Annotated in this window: 17 protein-coding genes and 1 pseudogene; 11 read left to right on the forward strand and 7 right to left on the reverse strand. The window is 71.8% G+C overall.

Going from position 1 to position 17,976, the window contains the following annotated elements:
- From F9B16_RS51340 to F9B16_RS31110, 5 genes and pseudogenes are all read left to right on the forward strand, one after another.
- Window positions 1–300: pseudogene (locus tag F9B16_RS51340) on the forward strand (hypothetical protein); the annotation flags it as partial.
- Window positions 297–1,127, forward strand: coding sequence for an ABC transporter permease (locus F9B16_RS31095; RefSeq protein WP_151543785.1), 831 nt, complete (start codon window positions 297–299; stop codon window positions 1,125–1,127). The pseudogene F9B16_RS51340 and the gene F9B16_RS31095, both read left to right, overlap by 4 nt.
- 65 nt (window positions 1,128–1,192) lie before the next feature.
- The gene (locus F9B16_RS31100; protein WP_151543786.1) at window positions 1,193–2,455 is read left to right on the forward strand and encodes an AI-2E family transporter; all 1,263 of its coding nucleotides are present in this window, start codon (window positions 1,193–1,195) and stop codon (window positions 2,453–2,455) included.
- 96 nt (window positions 2,456–2,551) lie between these two features.
- Window positions 2,552–2,962 carry a VOC family protein gene (locus F9B16_RS31105; RefSeq protein ID WP_225992086.1) on the forward strand — a complete coding sequence of 137 codons (411 nt, stop codon included), beginning with the start codon at window positions 2,552–2,554 and terminating at the stop codon, window positions 2,960–2,962.
- 68 nt (window positions 2,963–3,030) lie between these two features.
- Window positions 3,031–5,181 carry an acyl-CoA dehydrogenase gene (locus F9B16_RS31110; protein WP_151543788.1) on the forward strand — a complete coding sequence of 717 codons (2,151 nt, stop codon included), beginning with the start codon at window positions 3,031–3,033 and terminating at the stop codon, window positions 5,179–5,181.
- A 50-nt stretch (window positions 5,182–5,231) separates the two neighbouring features.
- Here F9B16_RS31110 and F9B16_RS31115 read toward each other — a convergent pair whose 3' ends face one another.
- The 3 genes from F9B16_RS31115 to F9B16_RS31125 form a co-directional block, all read right to left on the reverse strand.
- Entirely contained in the window at window positions 5,232–6,977 is a 1,746-nt protein-coding gene (locus F9B16_RS31115; protein ID WP_151543789.1) for an RICIN domain-containing protein, read from the reverse strand.
- A 98-nt stretch (window positions 6,978–7,075) separates the two neighbouring features.
- A complete protein-coding gene (locus F9B16_RS31120; RefSeq protein WP_192809078.1) occupies window positions 7,076–8,686 on the reverse strand; it encodes a CehA/McbA family metallohydrolase in 1,611 nt (536 codons plus the stop codon).
- Window positions 8,687–8,797: 111 nt separating this feature from the next.
- Complete coding sequence (locus tag F9B16_RS31125; RefSeq protein WP_151543790.1) at window positions 8,798–9,193, reverse strand: ATP-binding protein; 396 nt, start codon at window positions 9,191–9,193, stop codon at window positions 8,798–8,800.
- A gap of 137 nt (window positions 9,194–9,330) precedes the next feature.
- On the opposite strand from F9B16_RS31125, the gene F9B16_RS31130 reads away from it, so the two are divergent.
- Window positions 9,331–10,140 (forward strand): helix-turn-helix domain-containing protein, encoded by an 810-nt coding sequence (locus F9B16_RS31130; RefSeq protein ID WP_151543791.1) that lies wholly within the window; start codon window positions 9,331–9,333, stop codon window positions 10,138–10,140.
- Window positions 10,122–10,310, forward strand: a complete 189-nt coding sequence (locus tag F9B16_RS31135; protein ID WP_151543792.1) for a DUF397 domain-containing protein — start codon at window positions 10,122–10,124, stop codon at window positions 10,308–10,310. Before F9B16_RS31130 ends, F9B16_RS31135 begins: the two co-directional genes overlap by 19 nt.
- Window positions 10,311–10,479: 169 nt before the next feature.
- Here F9B16_RS31135 and F9B16_RS31140 read toward each other — a convergent pair whose 3' ends face one another.
- A complete protein-coding gene (locus F9B16_RS31140; protein WP_192809079.1) occupies window positions 10,480–11,745 on the reverse strand; it encodes an HNH endonuclease signature motif containing protein in 1,266 nt (421 codons plus the stop codon).
- 340 nt (window positions 11,746–12,085) lie between these two features.
- Between F9B16_RS31140 and F9B16_RS31150 the strand changes: the two genes are divergently transcribed.
- Window positions 12,086–12,286, forward strand: coding sequence for a DUF397 domain-containing protein (locus F9B16_RS31150; protein WP_151543794.1), 201 nt, complete (start codon window positions 12,086–12,088; stop codon window positions 12,284–12,286).
- Between the two features lie 10 nt (window positions 12,287–12,296).
- Here the strand turns inward: F9B16_RS31150 and F9B16_RS31155 are convergent, their stop codons facing one another.
- Window positions 12,297–13,292 carry a helix-turn-helix transcriptional regulator gene (locus F9B16_RS31155; protein WP_151543795.1) on the reverse strand — a complete coding sequence of 332 codons (996 nt, stop codon included), beginning with the start codon at window positions 13,290–13,292 and terminating at the stop codon, window positions 12,297–12,299.
- A 201-nt stretch (window positions 13,293–13,493) separates the two neighbouring features.
- Between F9B16_RS31155 and F9B16_RS31160 the strand changes: the two genes are divergently transcribed.
- Window positions 13,494–14,186 (forward strand): SDR family oxidoreductase, encoded by a 693-nt coding sequence (locus tag F9B16_RS31160; RefSeq protein WP_151543796.1) that lies wholly within the window; start codon window positions 13,494–13,496, stop codon window positions 14,184–14,186.
- Between the two features lie 56 nt (window positions 14,187–14,242).
- Here F9B16_RS31160 and F9B16_RS31165 read toward each other — a convergent pair whose 3' ends face one another.
- Window positions 14,243–14,764 (reverse strand): VOC family protein, encoded by a 522-nt coding sequence (locus tag F9B16_RS31165; RefSeq protein ID WP_151543797.1) that lies wholly within the window; start codon window positions 14,762–14,764, stop codon window positions 14,243–14,245.
- On the reverse strand, window positions 14,761–15,801 hold the full coding sequence (locus tag F9B16_RS31170; protein ID WP_151543798.1) for an aldo/keto reductase: 1,041 nt from the start codon (window positions 15,799–15,801) through the stop codon (window positions 14,761–14,763). The genes F9B16_RS31165 and F9B16_RS31170 overlap by 4 nt, the downstream gene beginning before the upstream one ends.
- Before the next feature lie 477 nt (window positions 15,802–16,278).
- Here F9B16_RS31170 and F9B16_RS31175 point away from each other — a divergent pair, with 477 nt between their 5' ends.
- Together F9B16_RS31175 and F9B16_RS31180 are read left to right on the forward strand one after the other, a co-directional pair.
- Window positions 16,279–17,073: a DUF6084 family protein gene (locus F9B16_RS31175; RefSeq protein ID WP_151543799.1), complete on the forward strand. Its 795-nt coding sequence runs from the start codon at window positions 16,279–16,281 to the stop codon at window positions 17,071–17,073.
- Entirely contained in the window at window positions 17,061–17,975 is a 915-nt protein-coding gene (locus F9B16_RS31180; protein ID WP_151543800.1) for a hypothetical protein, read from the forward strand. The genes F9B16_RS31175 and F9B16_RS31180 overlap by 13 nt, the downstream gene beginning before the upstream one ends.
- The last annotated feature ends 1 nt before the right edge of the window (window position 17,976 follow it).

Genomic DNA, 17,976 nt, shown 5'->3' on the forward strand with positions numbered 1-17,976 from the left:
GACCTGAAGGCCCGCGTCGGCGGGCGCACCGCCACCGCGCGGCTCGCCGGGCCGGACGCCGTGCGGGCCGCCGCCCGCGCGCTGCGCACCGAGGGCCTCGGCCCCGAGTACGACCCGCGCCGCGACGTCCTCGCCGTCCCGCTGACCGGCCCCCGCGACCTCGCGGTGGTCGCGCGGACGCTGGACGCCGAGGTCGCGGGCGACTACGAGCTGGCCGTGACGGCCCCGACCCTCGACGACGTGTACCTGTCGCTGATCGGCCCCGCCCGCCCGGGCGCGCCGGCGGGGGAGGCGTCGTGACCGTCGACGCGCCCGCCCAGGCCGCCGGCGCCCGCACGGCGCCGCCCCCGCAGGACGCCGGGGTCTGGACGCAGCTGCGCGTGCTCACCGGACGGTCGCTGCGCGCTCTCGTCCTCGACCCGCGGCTCGTCGTCGCGAGCCTGCTCGGGCCGCTGCTGATGCTCGGCATGTTCAGCCAGCTGTTCGGCAGCGTCGCGCGGGCGCCCGGCTTCCCGCCCGGCGTCCGCTACGTCGACTTCCTCGTCCCGGCGATCATGGTGACGTCGGCGATGCAGGCCGCGCTGAACACCGCGGTCGGGCTCACCCAGGAGATGCGGAACGGGATCATCGCCCGGTTCCGGTCGATGCCGATCTGGCCCGGGTCGGTGCTGCTCGCCCGCAGCGCCGCCGACACCGTCCGCTGCGCGCTCCAGCAGGGGCTGCTGCTCGTCCTCGCGGCGGCCCTGCTCGGGTTCCGCCCGGCCGGCGGGCCGCTGGGCGCGCTCGGCGCCGCCGCGCTCGCGCTCGCCGCCGGCTGCTGCCTCGGCTGGATCTTCATCGCCATCGCCTGCTGGATCCGCAACACCGAGCTGGTGCAGAGCGTCGCGGGCCTGGCGACCTTCCCGCTGATCTTCGCCTCGGAGGCGTTCGTCCCGGCGAGCGCCCTGCCCGGCTGGCTGCGCGCGGTCGCCGCCGCCAACCCCGCCACCTACGGGATCCGGGCGGCGCGCTCCGTCGCGCTGGGCGAACCGGCCCTCGCGGACGCGGTCACCGCCCTCGCCGTCAGCGCGGCCGTCGGCGCCGCCGCGGCCGCCCTCGCGATCAAGGGCTTCCGGCGCGGCCTGTGAGCGGGTCCGGCGCATAGAGTTCCAGGAGTGGGGGAGAAGACCGGCGTCCCGGCGGAGGGACGCGGATGAACGACGATCGACACCGGCGGTCCGCGGCGTCGGCCTCGCCACCGGCGCCGCCCCTGCTCAGAGCGGCCGCGGCCTGGTCCTGGCGGCTGATCGCCATCGGCGCGGTCGGCTACGGCATCGTGTGGATCATCGGCACGCTGAAGATCGTCTTCCTGCCGTGCGCGATCGCGCTGTTCCTGTGCGCGCTGCTGCGCCCCCTCACCGCCCGGCTCGAACGGGCCGGGCTGCCGTCCCTCGCCGCCACCTGGATCACCATGCTGCTCGCCCTCGCCGTGCTCGGCGGGATCGGCACGTTCGTCGGGATCCAGGCGAACCAGGAGTTCCCCAAGCTCGCCGACGAGGTGCAGTCCACCGCCCGCTCCCTGCAGCACTGGCTGGAGACCGGCCCGCTGCACGTCAAGCACTCCCAGATCCAGAACTCCATCGACCAGGGCATCGACTACCTGGAGAAGCGGCGCGGCAAGCTCGCGAACACCGCGGTGCAGGCGGGCGCGGTCACCGTCGAGGTGCTCGCCGCCATCGTGCTGCTGCTGTTCATCACGTTCTTCCTGCTCAAGGACGGCGCGCGGATCTGGGACTGGACGATCGGCGGGACGGGCCGCTACCGCCCCCGCATCGACCGGGCCGGCCGCGCCGCCTGGGAGACCCTGTCGCAGTACGTGCACGGCACCGTCATGGTCGCCGCGATCCACGCCGTGGTGCTGGCGATCGTGCTGGCCGTCCTCGGCGTCCCGCTGGTCGCGCCGCTCGCCGTGGTGATCTTCCTGGGGAGCTTCATCCCGATCGTCGGGATCCTGGTCGGCGGCGCGCTCGCGGTCGCCGTCGCGTTCGCCGCCAAGGGCGGCGTCATCGCGCTGATCTTCCTCGGCGTGCTGATCATCGAGCACCAGGCCGAGAGCCACCTGCTGCAGCCGCTGCTGGTCGGCCGGCTCGTCCGGCTGCACCCGCTCGCCATCATCCTGGCGATCAGCATCGGCGGGATCGTCGGCGGCATCCCCGGCGCGGCCGTCGCGGTGCCGATCGCCGCCGTCGTCTACCGGGCCTGGCCCGCCCTCCGCGACCCGCCCGAAGACCTGCCCCCCGAAGTGGCCGCCGTCACCGAGGAGGAGCCGGAAGGCGACGGGCCGGCGCCGGACGGCGAGCGCGAGGAGCCGTCGGACGGCGCGGACGGCGCGGACGGAGGAGACGGCGGCGCGCGGGAGGACCGGGACGACGGCGAGCCCGGCGGGAAAGCGGACCCCGGGAAACCCGGCGGCTGACCGCGCGTCCGCGTCGGCCCGTCCGGAATGGCGCGGAGGCCCCGGTAGCGGGCGCGATGATTTCCGGCGCCGCCGGAGGTCTGTCCCGCCATGGAAATGAAACTGGAAGTCGTGCCGGTGCCCGTCTCCGACGTGGACCGCGCCAAGGAGTTCTACGGCGAGCGGGCCGGTTTCGCCGTCGACCTCGACCGGACCGTCCCGGGCGGGATGCGGATCGTCCAGCTGACCCCGCCCGGCTCCGGCTGCTCGATCCACCTGGTCACCGGCGGTTCCCCCGGCAGCCTCAGCGGCCTGACGCTGGTCGTCTCCGACGTCGTCGCGGCGCACAAGGAGCTGGCCGGACGCGGCGTCCCCGTCGGCGACGTCGTCCACTTCGAGAACGGCGTGCAGGTCAAGGGGCCGGGTACGGAGCCGTGGAGCACGATGGCGTTCTTCGCCGACCCGGACGGCAACGCGTGGGTGGTCCAGGAGCGTCCGCGGGGGGCCGGTGGACAGGACGGGGTGTAAGCGAGCAATTATTAGCTAGCGGCACCACCCGACATGCGCCGCAGGCGCGGAACACCCTGGGAGGATCCATGGCGATCGCCATCGGCGAGGAGCATCGCGAACTTGCGCGGACGGCGCGCGCGTTCCTGCGCGACCACGACGCGCGCGCCGCGAACCGGGCGCTGCTGGAGGCCGGCGAGGAGACGCTCCCAGCGTTCTGGAAGGAGTTCGCCGGCCTCGGCCTGCTCGGCCTGCACCTGCCCGAGGAGCACGGCGGCGGCGGGTACGGGCTCCCGGAGCTCGTGGTCGTCGCGGAGGAGATCGGCCGGGCGGTCGCCCCGGGGCCGCTCGTCCCGACCATGGCGGCGTCCGCGGTGATCGCCGCGCGCGGGGACGACGACCAGCGCGCGCGGCTGCTGCCCGGCCTGGCGTCCGGCGAGGTCCCGGCCGCGCTCGGCCTGGACGGCTCGGTGACCGTGCGGGACGGCGCCGCGTCCGGCGAGGCCGTCGTGCTCGGCGGCGGCCTCGCCGGGCTGCTGCTCCTCACCGCCGGCGACGACGTGGTGATCGTCCAGGCGGACGCGGCGGGCGTGACCGTCGAGGTTCCGGCGAACCTCGACCCGTCCCGCCGCGCCGCCCGCGTCCGGCTCGACGGGGCGCCGGTCGAGGTCATCGCGGGCGCCGCCGGCCACGCGACCGCGATCGCCCGCACCCTCCACTCCGCCGAGGCGGTCGGCGGCGCGCTCGAATGCGTCGAGTCCGCCACCGAGTACGCGAAGGTCCGGCAGCAGTTCGGCCGCACGATCGGCACGTTCCAGGCCGTCAAGCACCACTGCGCGAACATGCTGGTGGCCGCCGAACTCGGCACCGCCGCCGTGTGGGACGCGGCGCGCGCCGCGTCCGGGCCGTCCGACCAGTTCGAGCTGGCCGCCGCGGTCGCCGCCGCCCTCGCCGTCCCGGCCTTCCTCGACGACTCCGGGCTGAACATCCAGGTCCACGGCGGCATCGGCTTCACCTGGGAGCACGACGCGCACCTGCTGATGCGCCGCGCCGCCGCGATCGAGGCCGTCATCGACCCGGAGGCCGCCGCCCGCGACGTCACCCGGCTGCTCGCCGCCGGCGTCGTCCGCGCCACCACCCTCGACCTGCCGCCGGAGGCGGAGGCCAAGCGCGCCGAGGTCCGCGAGCTGGCCCGCGAGATCGCCGCGCTGTCCCCCGACGAGCAGCGCCGCAGGCTGATCGAGACCGGCTACGTCCAGCCGCACTGGCCGAAGCCGTGGGGCCTGGAGGCCCCGGCCGGGCTCCAGCTCGTCATCGACGAGGAGTTCAAGGCCGCCGGCGTGAAGCGCCCGCAGTACGGCATCACCAGCTGGAACATCCTCACCATCATCCAGCACGGCTCCCAGGAGCAGATCGACCGCTGGGTGCGGCCCGCGCTGCTCGGCAAGGAGATCTGGTGCCAGCTGTTCAGCGAGCCCGAGGCCGGGTCGGACGCCGCCTCCGTGAAGACCCGCGCGGTGAAGACCGAAGGCGGCTGGATCGTCAACGGCCAGAAGGTGTGGACGAGCGGCGCCCACTACTGCCGCTGGGGCTTCGCGACCGTCCGCACCGACCCCGACGCGCCCAAGCACGCCGGCGTCACCATGATGGTGATCGACATGGAGCACCCGGGCGTCGAGGTCCGCCCGCTCCGCCAGATCACCGGCGACTCCGACTTCAACGAGGTGTTCTTCTCCGACGTCTTCGTGCCCGACGCCGACGTCGTCGGCACCCCGAACCAGGGCTGGACGGTCGCGCGCGCCACGCTCGGCAACGAGCGGGTCAGCATCGGCGGCGGCGCCGGCGGCTCCTACCAGCTGCCCGACCTGGTGAAGCTGTGCACCGAGCACCCGGACCGCGTCCCGGCCGGCGCCGAGCGCGTCGGCGCCCACGAGGCCGAGGGGCAGGCGCTGCGGCTGCTCAACCTGCGCAGCGCGGAGCGCGCCGTCGCGGGCGGCGAGCCCGGCCCCGAGGGCAACATCACCAAGCTCGTCCTCGCCGAGCACGGCCACGCCGCCGCCGCGCTGCTGTCGGCCTACGCCGGTCCCGAGCTGGTCTTCTCCGAGGGCCTCGGCGCGTTCGCCGGCCGGATGCGGCTCGGCTCCCGCGGCATGTCCATCGCCGGCGGCACGTCCGAGATCACCCGCAACCAGATCGCCGAGCGCATCCTCCGCCTCCCCCGAGACCCCCTCATCAAGTGACCCCGCCCCGGGGTTCCAGCGGGCGCCTCCCTGGAACCCCGGCCCCGGCCTCACAAGCGCTGGCGCAGGTACCAGATCTGCGGGGCGAGGCCGTTGCAGTTGTAGATCCGCGCCTGTTCTCCGTCGGTGAGGACGCCGTCCCGTATCTCCAGGCACATGTTCTCGTCCTTCTGCGCCTTGAGCATGTAGGCGTTGCGCCCCACGCGGACGGGCTTCCAGTTCTGGGCGGTCGTGGTGTTGCACTGCCAGAGCTGGATGAGCTTGCCGGGATCCGCCGAGATGTTGCCGTTCGGAATGTCCATGCACGCTGCCGGGGACGAGCCGGCCTTGGTGAACGAGAAATAGCCGCCGCCACGGGATACGGCCCGGAACTCCTGGGCGAGCCGGGTGTCGTCACATGGCTGCCGCAGAACCTTGGTGCCGTCGGCCGTGGCATTGCCCTGCGCCGTCAGGCACTTGCGGCTCTTGAGATTGATGAGCTCGTAGGTCGCCGACGTCGAGACGCCCGCGGCGTCCAGCGAGCCGTAGGTGGAGCCCGTCGCGAAATAGGCGCGGCAGTTGGTGCCGTCGAAGTCCGTGGACATCTGCAGCACGCGCGAGCCGTCGGACGAGGGCAGCAGCGGCGAACTGTAGTTCTGGCAGGTGGTGTACCGGGCGTCGGTGTCGTCGAAACCGGTGATCGTCACCGGGGAGTCGAGTTCGTACCAGGCGCCGACGCCATTGCTGGTATTGGCGAAGATGGTGCTGCCCGTCTCCGGGCGGAGCGTTTCCAGCGGCCCGTCATCGGGGGTCGAGTCGCCCGCCGCGGGCCTGGCCACCAGCCGCGCGACCAGCAGGATACGGCCGTTGGGCCCGCCGCCCGGGGCCCATGCGATGGTCGGCGAATGGGACAGCTGCTTCCCATCGGCGGTGCTGACGAGCGTTCCCTCGTCGTTCACGTCGCCCCAGTCCCACCCGTCCGGTGAGGTTCGCGTGTAGATGCGGCACGATTTTCCGGTGCCGTTGGACACGGCACTGATATTGCAGTACTCGTACGCCATAAGGAACGTGCCGTTGGGCAGCTGCCGCACCACGGGCATTCCCGGCGACGCCTTGTCGTCCAGCGGAACCGTTGGCTCGGAAATGGCGACCGTGTTGACCGTCGGCCCCCAGGTCTCGCCGCCGTCGCTCGACATTCGCCGCGCCAGGGTCTGCCCGTAGGCCGGCTGCTGCGTCTTGTCAGAGAAGTGGACGACGAGCGCGCCCGCGGCGGTGACGGAGAATTCGGGCTCCCAGACGCCGTGCCCGGTCGTTCCCTGGACGATCGGCGCGGCGACCCGCGTCCACGTGGCGCCGTAGTCGGCGCTCTTCCAAGCGATGATCTTGGTGTCCGGATCCGGGTTGTTCGCACCGCCCCCGTCCGCATTGATGGCGGTCGCCAGGATCAGCGTCCCCGCCGGGCTGGCACCCAGCTGCCGGGGGAATTCGAACAGGGTCGAGCTCCCGGCCCACTGGTCGCCGACCGTCGGAGGAGTGAGCGTCGCCAGCAGATGGAAGGACGCACCGTCGTCGGTGCTCTCCCACGTGGAGATGGTGTCGTTCTTGCGATTGTTGGTCGAGGCGAGAATCCGGCCCTGGTGAGTGGCGTCGGCGTGCTCGAGCCGGACGAGCCGGGTGTAGGCGGTCAGCTCGGACGCCGCGGTCAGAGGAGCCCCGCGGGTGACGGTGGCGGACGCCTCCCCTGCCAGGAGCCCGAGGGACGCGAGTAGCGCGGCGAGGGCGGCGAGCGCGGCACGGCGGTCAGGGGGCGACGGCATGGCCTCTCCTTAAAGGATCATGTCGAAACGAGGAGAACGTCTCATGACCCCTCAGCCCGGTCAATCAGCGGAGGCACCCGCCGTCCGGGGCCGCCCGATCAGGTGCGGTTGAGGAAGATGGGGTTGGTGAGGGCGGCCATCGGGCCCCAGACAAGGGACGGGCCCATCGTGTTGCCCTTGCCGGGGCTGCCGTCGGCCATCAGGTGCCGGACCTCCGCCCGCACGTACGCCGCCAGCGACGTCGTCGTCCGCCAGACCACGGTGCCCGCCCCGGAGGCCGGAAGCGACTCCTGGTGCATCTGGCCCTCGTCCGTGATGAACCGGACGGTCCCGTTCGGCACGCCGGACACCTCCAGCCGCACGTCGACGGGGGCGTCGGCCTTCGCGGCCAGCGTGTCCGCGATCCCCGCCGTCCGTCCACCGGCGGTGGCGGTGAACGCCAGGTTCACCGTGGACGACTCGGCGATCCAGCTCCGTCCGGCACGGATCCCGTCCAGGACGGCGCCGGTGCTCAGCTCGTCGGCGTACACGACGTTGTGCGGCAGCCCGATGACCTGCGGTTCGCTGTGCGCGTCGCTGTTGCCCATCGCGGGCAGCCAGCCCTTGCCCGACCGCACCGCCTCCCCGAGCCGGGCGTCCCACGTGTCGACCGCGGACTCGTCGTCGTAGGTCCACGGGCCGTTCCACACCTCGACCGCGTCGGCGTCGTCGTAACCGAACTTCCACTGGCACGCGACGTACGGACAGTACGGATGGGCGGGCACAACGGCCCCGCCGGACCGGCGCACCTGGCGGGCGAACCGGGCGAAGTCGTCGTCCCGCGAGCGGTACCGCCAGTCGACCCACTCGCCGGCGGGCAGGCCGAGCGCCAGCCAGTGCCCGTTGCGGGTGGTGACCTCCTCGCCGGTGATGATGAGCAGGTCGTCTCCGGCGTACTCGCCCCAGACCGCGTGCGACGAGGAGGTGTTGTGGTCGGTGGACACCATGAAGTCGAGCCCGGCCGCCCGCGCCCCGGCCGCCACCTCGGACGGGAGCCGCCGGCCGTCGGAGTGGACGGTGTGCAGGTGGCCGTCGCCCCGGTACCAGGCGCGGCCCCGCCCCTTCGCCCTGGTGGGCGGGTAGTTCGGCGTGAAGGGGGCGCCGCCCCTCCCGTACGTCAGGGTGATCTTGACCTGGTAGTCCATGCCCTGCGGCGCGACCTGGTACGGGCCGAGGACGATGTTCCAGGTCCCGGCGCCGATCGGGCCGGGAAGGTAGCCGGGCGTGGCCTCCGCGGCGCTGATCTCGAACGAGGTGCGGAAGCCCCCGGACCAGCCGCGGAACCCCTTCCCGCCCAGCTTGACGCCGCGCTGGTCGAAGACGCCGATGTCGCCTGAGTTTCCAGGCGTGCCCGCCGGAACGGCCGGCTTGTCGTACGAGTACTCGACCGCGATCTTCTGGACGCCCTTCGGCACCTCGACGGGCAGGTACACGAAGTCCGCGGCGCCGGTCTCCAGGTGCCCGGTGACGGTGCGGCTGACCTCCTCACCCCCGCCGGGCGCCGCCGCGGGCCCGGTGGCGGCCCGCGCCCGCGGGAAGGAGACGGGGACGAGGGTCAGCGCCGCTCCGGTCGCCGCCGCCATCAGCAACCGCCGCCGGTCCAGCGTGTGGGCGCCGTCGTCGTCCGGCAGCGCGGCGGCGTGACGCTCGCAGTGTCCATCAAGGCACATGGCCATCCTCACCGAGAAGGGAAAAACCCCTGCATGCTCGGCCGCCCCGCCGAAGCCCAGATGATCTTCCGATTGCCCGCAGCCATCGCCGACATGACGAGTAGGGCGCGCTCAGGGATCGAGGACCGCGAAAACGACCTTGCCCGCACCCCCGGCGACCGGCCGCACACCCCAGCACCGAGTGAACCGATCGACGATGAACAGCCCCCGCCCCGCCTCGCTGACGGTGTCGGCCCGCTGGACGCACGGCAACTCGCACGACGCGTCCTGCACCTCCATCCACACCGCCCCGTCCTCGGCCCGCCCGATCCGGAACGTCACATCGTCGTCCGACGCCGAGGCGTACCGCAGCGCGTTGGTGACCAGCTCACTCGCCACCAGGCACGGCACGAAGTCGTCCACACCCCACTCACCCGTGACCAGCCGCACGAACCGCCGCACCTCCGCCACGACCGCGAGATCCTGCTTCACCACCATCTCGTTCTCACGCCCCGCCGCCTCACCCATGATCCCTCTCCTCACCGTGTGTGTTCTACAGCACACAGTGAGCCACTTTCTGCTTTAGGATGTGCTTACCAAGCTCACTTGGTAACTGATGGGAAGCAGCTTCTCTTCAGTGACAACTTCCAGCGAGAGGTAGGCTCATGCCCCCGCGGCGCCAGCGTCCGAAGGAGTCGCCCGCCCTCATCGCCTTCGGCCGCCAGTTGCGGCGGCTGCGGGAGGCCAAGGGCGTCAAGCAGGAAGTCATCGCTCACCTCACCAAGATGAGCGGCGCGCAGATCAGCCGGATCGAGAACGGTAAGAGGCGCGCCACCAGAGGGTTCACGGTCATCGTGGACGAGTACCTCGAGGCGAACGGTGCCCTCATCAATCTCTGGGAGGACCTCAACAAGGACGGCCACCCGGTACCGATCTGGTTCGACTGGCCGAAGATCGAGTCAGACGCAATCGAGTTGACCTGTTACCAGTTGAGCGTCGTCGCGGGGCTGGCGCAGTCACCGTCTTACGCGGCCAGGATCCTCAAAGGAGATGAAGAGGCTATTGCGGCTCGGCTGGAGCGCCAGAAGCTCCTCTTCAAGGATGATGCCCCCTCTGTGACCTTTCTGGTCGATGAGCAGGCCCTTTACCGGCCCGTCGGCACTGCGGAGACCATGATCGAGCAGCTTGACCATCTGCTCTCGCTGGCCGAGTTACCCAACGTGACCGTCCAAGTCGTCTTGAGCAGTGGCGAGCACGATGGAAACGGCAGCAGCTTTGTCGTCGCTACGATGGACGACATGAGCCAGATAGCCTACGTGGAGACGGCTATTCGCGGGCTCACAACCGACGACTCCGCAGACCTCGCAGGTCTCTCGCGCGTTCTGGTCGACCTCCGGAACCGAGCACTTCCTGGAGACATGTCGCGGGACCTCATTAAGAAGGTGGCCAAAGAGCGATGGATTTCAACGACCTGAGCTGGCGGAAGTCGACACGGAGCTTGAGTAACGGCGGTGAATGCGTCGAGCTGGCGGACGCGGTGGATGCGGTGGCGGTGCGTGACAGCAAGGACCCGGACGGGCCCGTTCTGCTGGTCACCCGCGCGGCTCTGCGCAGCGCCGTGAACTCCGCCCGCGCGACCCGCTGACCCTCCCGCAACCCCCGGTCGGCCCGCTGCGCGCCACGGAGGGCGTCCGTCGCCTCGCCGGGACGGCGCATCCCCGCGTTCGGCACTGGAACCACGTCGCTGAAAGCGCCCACGGGCGTAGAACAGCTACCGGCGTTGCCGGGTGCCGGGGTGGCGTCGGATGTGATCGTTATGCGGCCCAGTCCAGGGGCGAATCGGGTGGGCCGATGCTTCCCGGTGGCCCGGTGCCAGTCGTGGATCCTCGGGCGTCTGGTGGTGGTAGCAGCCGGTAGACGTAGCGCCCGTCTTGTTCTTTGGTGATCTGAATCTGGTCGGGGCGAGTGTGTTTGAACCGGTTGTGCCATCCGCAGGTGAGGGCGAGCTGGTCTATGTCGGTGGGTGAGTGTCCGAGTGCCCACCCGTTGACGTGGTCCACCTCGCAGAGTGTGCCCGGGGTCTCGCACTCTCGTACCGCGCACGTGGGGTAGAGGGTTTCGAGGACTTGGCGTTGGGCTGCGGAGGCGAATCGTTCGCGGTGGCCCAGGTACAGCGGAGTGTTCCCGCGCCCGAGCAGGAGGGGCGATACCCCGGCCGCGAGGGCGATGCGGCGCGCTTGCGGGGCGGGGATGGGGGTTCCGTCGGTCAGGCGGGCCGGGGCGTTGCCTCCGGTCAGTGTCTCCAGGTCGCAGATGACGGTGACCTTGGTGGCCTTGTGCCCGCCCGACAGCACGCTGGACAGGGCGGCGGCGGTGCGTTCGGACACGTCGCGGCGGTCGTCGGGCCCGGCCGGCTTGGCCAGCGGAGCCAGGGTGCCGTCGAAGATGGCGGCGTCTTCGGGGTTCAACCAGCCCTTCACATACCGGCCGCCGTCCAGCGACCGCGTCGTGGTCAGCCACGACTTGTCATAGCCGCGTTTGGTGTCCTCGTCAGGTGCGGCTTCGGTGTCGTCGCGCTCGGCGATGAGGTCGCGGATGCGGCGCCCGAACGCTGCGACCTTCCCGGCCGAGAAGCCCTGGTCGACGAACCCGAGCAGGGTTGTCTCGGCTTCTGCGCAGTCGGTGTCGTCCAGGCGGGCGACCGAGTCGGCGACGGTGGTGGCGTAGCCGAAGGACAGTTCCCCGGAGGCGAGTGCGGCGGCGACCTGGGGCAGGCGGTGGCGCTGCCGGGCGAGGGTGAGGCGTTCCTTGGCGCGGTTGTCGCGCATGCCCAGCCGCGACCGCAGCCACGCCTGGGTGGAGGGATATCCCCACCGCTGCTGTTCTCCGGTGGCGTCGACTCGGCCGATGAATCCAGCCAGCGCGCTTTCCTGCATATCGGACGCGGCCGCGAGGGTTTCAGTGAGTTCCAGGCAGGCGGCCGCTGATTCGGGGACGTCTCTGGTGGCGAGTTCAGTGGCGATGGCGGAGAGCGCGTTCACCAATTCCATGGTGGACGCGGCCCCGAGCTCGACCGTCACTGAATGCATAGGTAAATAGTACCCTGTGTGACTGACATTCGAGGCCGTTCGAGGCCGTTCGAGGCACATTCTTCTCGGTATTTTTTGCGGGGGAAAGGGCTGCCGGGCCTGGCGACTTCTCGCCGATCTTGGTGTTGCGCGCTGGGGAGTTTCGTGCCTTACGGAGGGGGGTGGGGGGGGGGGGGGGCCCCCGGGGGGGGGGGGGCCGGGCGGCCCCCCCCCCCACCCCCCCCCCCACCCCCCCCCCCCCCCCACCACCCGAACACCCTTTCTCAGTGATTGCCGGAACGTGTACGCGCGGACCCGTGACAGCCGCTTCCCGGCGTCCGACACTGAAACCATGTCCCTGAAAAGTGCCCAGTGGCGCAAGAGCAGCCACAGTGCCTCCAACGGCGGCAACTGCGTTGAGTTGGCGGGCGCGGGCGCGGACGCGGTCGATGTGGTGGCGGTGCGGGACAGCAAGGACCCGGACGGGCCGGTCCTGCTGGTCACTCGCGCAGCCCTGCGCACGGCCGTGGACTCCGCCCTCAGCGTTCGCTGACCGTTCGGTGTCAGCGGGGAGGGTGGAGCGGTTCTGTGGTTGAGGTCGGAGGTGCCGTCCAGCTGGCGAGGAGTTTGAGGCGGTCCTCCGAAGGGGTGCCCGGCTCGGCCGCGTAAACGGTCAGGTCGTGTACGGCGCCTTGAGCCAGAGGCAGGTTCAGGGAGCGGAAAGTCAGCTCCAGGCGGCCGACCTCGGGATTGTCCAGCCGCTTGACGCCCTGGTGGTGGATGCGGACGTCGTGACTGGCCCACATGGTGCGGAATTCGGGGCTGAGCGTGGACAGTTCGCCGACGAGCTCACGCAGGGACCGGTCGTGAGGTTCGCGTCCGGCTTCGGCGCGGAGCACGGCGACCGTGGCCTTCGCGCCTTCCTCCCAGTCGACGAAGAAATCGGCAGAGCCGGGATCGAGGAAGAAATAGCGGGGGAAGTTGGCACAGCCCCGATCAGCGGTGGTGTCGCTGTCGAACATCGGTGAATAAAGGGCCCTGCACAGCGCGTTGCTCGCGACGATGTCCAAGCGGCCGTTGCGCACGAAGGCGGGGGCCATGGTCATGGAGTCGACCATCCACTGCACGGAGGGCGGGATCTCGACGTCGTTGCGGCGGCGGCGCCGTGCCGCCCGGCGGGCGGGCCGAGCCGCTCTGGCCAGATCCAGCAGGTAGGTGCGCTCGTCCTCGTCGAGGAGCAATGCCCGGGCGACCGCTTCCAGCACGTCCTCGGAGACGCCGCCGATGTGGCCTTTCTCCAGCCGCGTGTACCACTCGGTGCTCACGCCGGCGAGCGCCGCGACCTCCTCGCGCCGCAGTCCCGGAACCCGGCGTCGCCGGCTCGTGGGCAGTCCGACCCGCTCCGGGCCGAGCCTGGCGCGCCGGCTCGTGAGGAAGTCGCGGATGTCCGAGCGGTTGTCAGTGCGGTTCTCGGTGCGGTTTTCGGTGCGGTTGTCAGTGCGGTTCTCGGTGCGGTTGCCGGTGCGATCGCCGCCGTGGCTCTCGGGCGGATGCTCCATTCGTCCACGGTACCCACGGACCTTCGCGCACCGTACCCATGGACCGGCCGCTAGGGAGGTTGCGTTTATACCCCCCATAAACGCGGCCTTCCTCGCCCCTGACGGCGCCGGTTTCCTGGGATCGGCGGTCCGGACGGCATTCCTTCATCGAGGTCCGCCGTCCGCCCTCCGCCGTCCCGAACACACCTCAGGAGCATGACCATGACCAGCAAGACCGTACTGATCACCGGCGCGACCAGCGGTATCGGCGCCCACACCGCGCGGCTGCTGCTCGACCGCGGCCACCGCGTGGCCGTCACGGGCCGCGACGAGACCAAGCTGAAGACCTTCCTGGACGAGGCGGGCCGCCCCGACCGGCTGCTCGGCATGATCGCGGACGCGGCGGACTGGGAGGCCACCGAGTCGGTCGTGACCCGCACGGTCGAGCACTTCGGTGCCCTTGACGCGGCGGTGGCGAACGCCGGGTTCATGACCGGTGACTCCATCGGGGCCGGTGAGCCGACGTCGTGGGCGCCGATGGTCCTCACCAACGTCCTTGGCCCGGCCCTGCTGGCCCACGCCGCCCTGCCTCACCTTGAGGCCACCGGCGGACGGCTGGTGCTCATCGGCAGCGTCGCCGGGCTGAAGAACTCTCCCGGCAACCTCTACTCGGCCACCAAATGGGCCACCACCGGACTCGCCGAGAACCTGCGCCTGCACGCCACCACCCGCGGCATCGGCGTCACCCTCGTCAACCCCGGCATGATCGACACGCCCTTCTGGGAGGGCGCCGGTGCTCCCCCCTTCGCGCTGCCTCCCCAGCCCATCGCCGAGGCCGTCTGCCACGCCCTCGACCAGCCGGCGGGCGTCGACATCAACACCCTGACGATCCGGCCCATCGGTCAGCCCGTCTGACCTGCGAACGCCCGGCACAGGAGCCGGCCCCGGCCGTGGGAGGGCGGGCGTGCGGCTCAGGCGGGCCCACCGACGGAGGGCTCGTCGATGGTGCGCCCATCGACGGCGGGCTCGTCGACGGCGGGCCCACCGACGGCAGGCCCGTCGACGGCGGGCATCGGCGGGCCGCCGGGGTTCCAGGTGTCCAGGAAGGACGCCTGGAGGCTCCGGTCGACGAGTTCGACGTGGGCGCCGATCGAGTCGACGCGGTGGTAGGCGAACGCGCGGCCGTACGGGCAGCCGGAGAACGTCTCGGGGAGCCCGGCGGCGGTGAGCCTCGCCGTCCCCGCCGCGAGGTCGGACGTCCAGAACCCGAGGTGGTGGAAGCCCGGCCGGGACGTGTCGCCCCACGGCCCGCCCGGCGCGGCCTCGATCAGCTCGACGAACGGGGCTCCACCGGCGGAGAAGACGATCCGGTAGTCCCATTCGCCGAGCCGCCCGTCGGCGGGGTCGCGCCAGGCCAGCCCCGAGGCGGCGGTGAGGTCGCGCATCGCCGCCTCGAGGTCGGGCACCGTGAAGCAGACGTGGTAGAAGCTCATCGCGGGCGGCGGCGGTTCGCGGCCTCCAGCGACGGGTTCCCGGTGAGGTGCTTGATGCCCGCGATGTCGGTGCCGGGCGGGACGACCTCGTCGATCGCGTCCAGCACGGCCGGGTCGAGCCGGACATCGGCGGCGCCGAGCAGGTCGTCCAGCTGCGCCATCGTCTTCGGCCCGATGATGGTCGAGGTGATCGCCGGGTGCTCGCCGACGAAGGCCAGCGCCATGTGGGTCAGCGACAGCCCCGCCTCGTCGGCGATCTTGGCGAGCCGCTCGACGGCGTCGTACCGGACGGGCGCGCTCGGGTCGGTGTCGACGGTGCGGCCCTTCCAGTTCGAGTCGTCGGAGGGCGCGAAGCGGGAGCCCGCGGGCGCCGCCGCGTCGCGCCGGTACTTGCCGGTCAGCCAGCCGCCGGCGAGCGGGCTCCACGGGATGACGCCCATCCCGTGCCGCCGCGCGGCGGGCAGCATCGCGTCCTCGATGGACCGGGCGAAGATCGAGTACTGGGGCTGCTCGCAGACGAACCGGGCGCCGCCGCGGCGCGCGGCCGCCCACTGCGCCTCGACGATCAGGTCGGCCGGGAAGGACGACGAGCCGATGTAGCGGACCTTGCCCTGGCGGACGAGGTCGGTGAGGGCGTCGAGGGTCTCCTCCAGATCGGTGTCCCAGTCGGGGCGGTGCATCTGGTAGAGGTCGATGTGGTCGGTGTCGAGGCGGCGGAGGCTGGCCTCGACGGCCCGCACGATGTAGCGGCGGGACCCGCCGCGCGCGTTGCGCTCGTCTCCGAGCGGGAAGAAGAACTTGCTGGCGAGGACGACGTCGTCGCGGCGGCCCTTGAGGGCGCGGCCGACGATCTCCTCGCTCTCCCCGGCGGAGTACATGTCGGCGGTGTCGACGAAGTTGATCCCGGCGTCGAGCGCGCGGTGGATGATGCGCTCGGAGTCGTCGTGGTCGGGGTTGCCGACCGCGCCGAACATCATGGCGCCGAGGCACTGGGTGCTGACCTCGACGCCGGTACGGCCGAACTTCCGGTACTGCAATGCGGGCTCCTTCTCGTGGCGGGCAGCCAGAACTTCTTGTGGCGGACGCGCAGGGCCGCTCGCGGCGGACAGGCGGGGCCGCTCGTGGCGGGCAGCCAGAACGCTAGAAGCTGGAGCGCGCTCCAGGTCAAGCCGAGCGCCTCCGCACCGTGTCCGGCATGACTGCGGAAAGTTTTGCGATCTCCCCGTCGGCCACCGCCGCCCACATACCGGACAACTGCCCCGATATTGCATCGACGGCGCACGTTGCTGCGGCCGGTCCGGGCGCGCTTTCCGGGCCGTCCCGCTCGCTTGGCGGCAAGGGTTCCGCCGTCCGGATCTTCCCGTGCAGAAGGCCGCCTTTACGCGGCCATGGAAATGCCGGAGGCGGTTATCCGGCGGTGTTTGCGGGCGAACCCCGCCGGGCAGGTCGAATTGGTCAATGATCTCTGGGGGGAGGGCCATGACCACCGTCGGCGCGCGGGGCGTGACGCCCGCATGAACACGGTCCCGGAACTGGCGCTGGAACTGCTCGGGATCGAACCCGAGCCCTTCGCGGCGGCGCCCACGCTGAACCTGCGCATCGGACTGCGCCGCCCGGACGGCGGGCCCGTCCAGTGCGTCCTGCTCACCACCACCGTGACGATCGCGGCGGCGCGGCGCGGCTACGAGCCCGCCGAACGCGACCGGCTCGAACGGCAGATCGGCGCCGCCGCGCTGTCGAGCGAGCCGCCCGGCGGGCTGCTGTGGGCGCGGATCGGCGTGACCGTCCCGACGTTCCGCGGCGAGACCGAGGTGACCGTCGCGCTGCCCTGCGGGCACGACATGCAGGTCACCGCGGACCAGTACCTGCGCGCCCTGGCCGGCGGCGACGTCCCGCTCGACCTCGCCTTCGACGGGACGGTCTTCTACCCCGGCGAGGACGGCGTGCTGCGCACCGCGCAGATCCCGTGCCGGCACCGCGCCGCCGGCGAGCTGCCCGTCGCGGTGTGGCGCAGCCTCGTGGACCGCTACTACGGCGCCGTCCGCTGGCTGCGCCTCGACGAGGACCGCTTCGACCGCCTGGCCGCCTACCGCGCCCGCCGCGCGCACACCTCCTTCGACGACACGGTGGACGAGCTGCTCCGCGCCGCCGAAGCCCTCCACGACGACGCCGAGCCGGACGACACCGGGCGGCTGCACGACGCCGCGCGACCGGCGTCGCCGAACGACTCCGGCGCCCCTCTCCGCGACGCCGCATTGAGCGCGGAAATGGCCATGCGGCCGGAGGAGAGCGGCCCATGGACGCCGTGAGGGCGATCGCCGACACGATTCTTTACGAAGGACATTTGCTGTGGCCCTACCGGGCCTCGGCGGCGCGGCACGGGAAACGCTGGACGATCGGCGGCGTCCATCCGAAGGAAGAGGCGGAACGGTCCGGCGGCCGCTGGACGGTGTCCGCGGAATTCCTTCTGGAGGACGGCCCGGAATCGACCGTCGAGTTCACGCTGCGCTTCCTGCAGACCGTGCACCGGCAGATGATGGACGGCGACGCGCCCGTGCCGGAGCTGAAGGTCGGCCCCGGGACGTACCGGACGCGGCAGGAGGCGCGCGAACGCGAGATCACCAGCGGCCGGCTGCCGGTGGAGCGGCTGCTGCGCTCGCCTGTCCGCGTGCCGGTCGCCATCGCCGCGGGCCTCGACGAGAAGCCGGTCGAGGGGAAGGCCCGGAATCCGGTCGAGGGGACGGTCGGGAGGCCGGCGCGGATCGTCCGCACGTGGGACCGGGTGACCGGCACCGTCGTGCTGTCGGCGGAGCGGGCCGCGCCCGGCGCCGTCCGGCTCCGCGCCGTGCTCGTCAACACCGGCGCCGCCGCGGACCGGGACGAGGCGGCCCGTTCCGCGATGCTGTGCGCGCACCTCGTCGCGGACGCGTCCGGCGGGGCGTTCGTCTCCCCGGCCGACCCGCCTCCGCGGCTCGCCGGTGCGGCGGCGGCCTGCCACAGCGACGGCCTGTGGCCCGTCCTGGCGGGCCCGCCGGGAGGGCACGGCACGGTGCTGGCCGCGCCGATCGTCCTCTACGACTGGCCCCAGGTGGCCCCGCAGACTCCGGACGACCTGTTCGGCGGCGCCGGTCTCGACCGGCTGCTGGCCGAGCTCGCGGCCGGCGACCCGCGCGGCGGAGGCCGCGCCACCACCGGAACAGGAAGGAGTTGAG

Origin of the sequence: Actinomadura montaniterrae, from assembly GCF_008923365.1 — a bacterium.
Classification (GTDB): Bacteria; Actinomycetota; Actinomycetes; order Streptosporangiales; family Streptosporangiaceae; genus Spirillospora; species Spirillospora montaniterrae.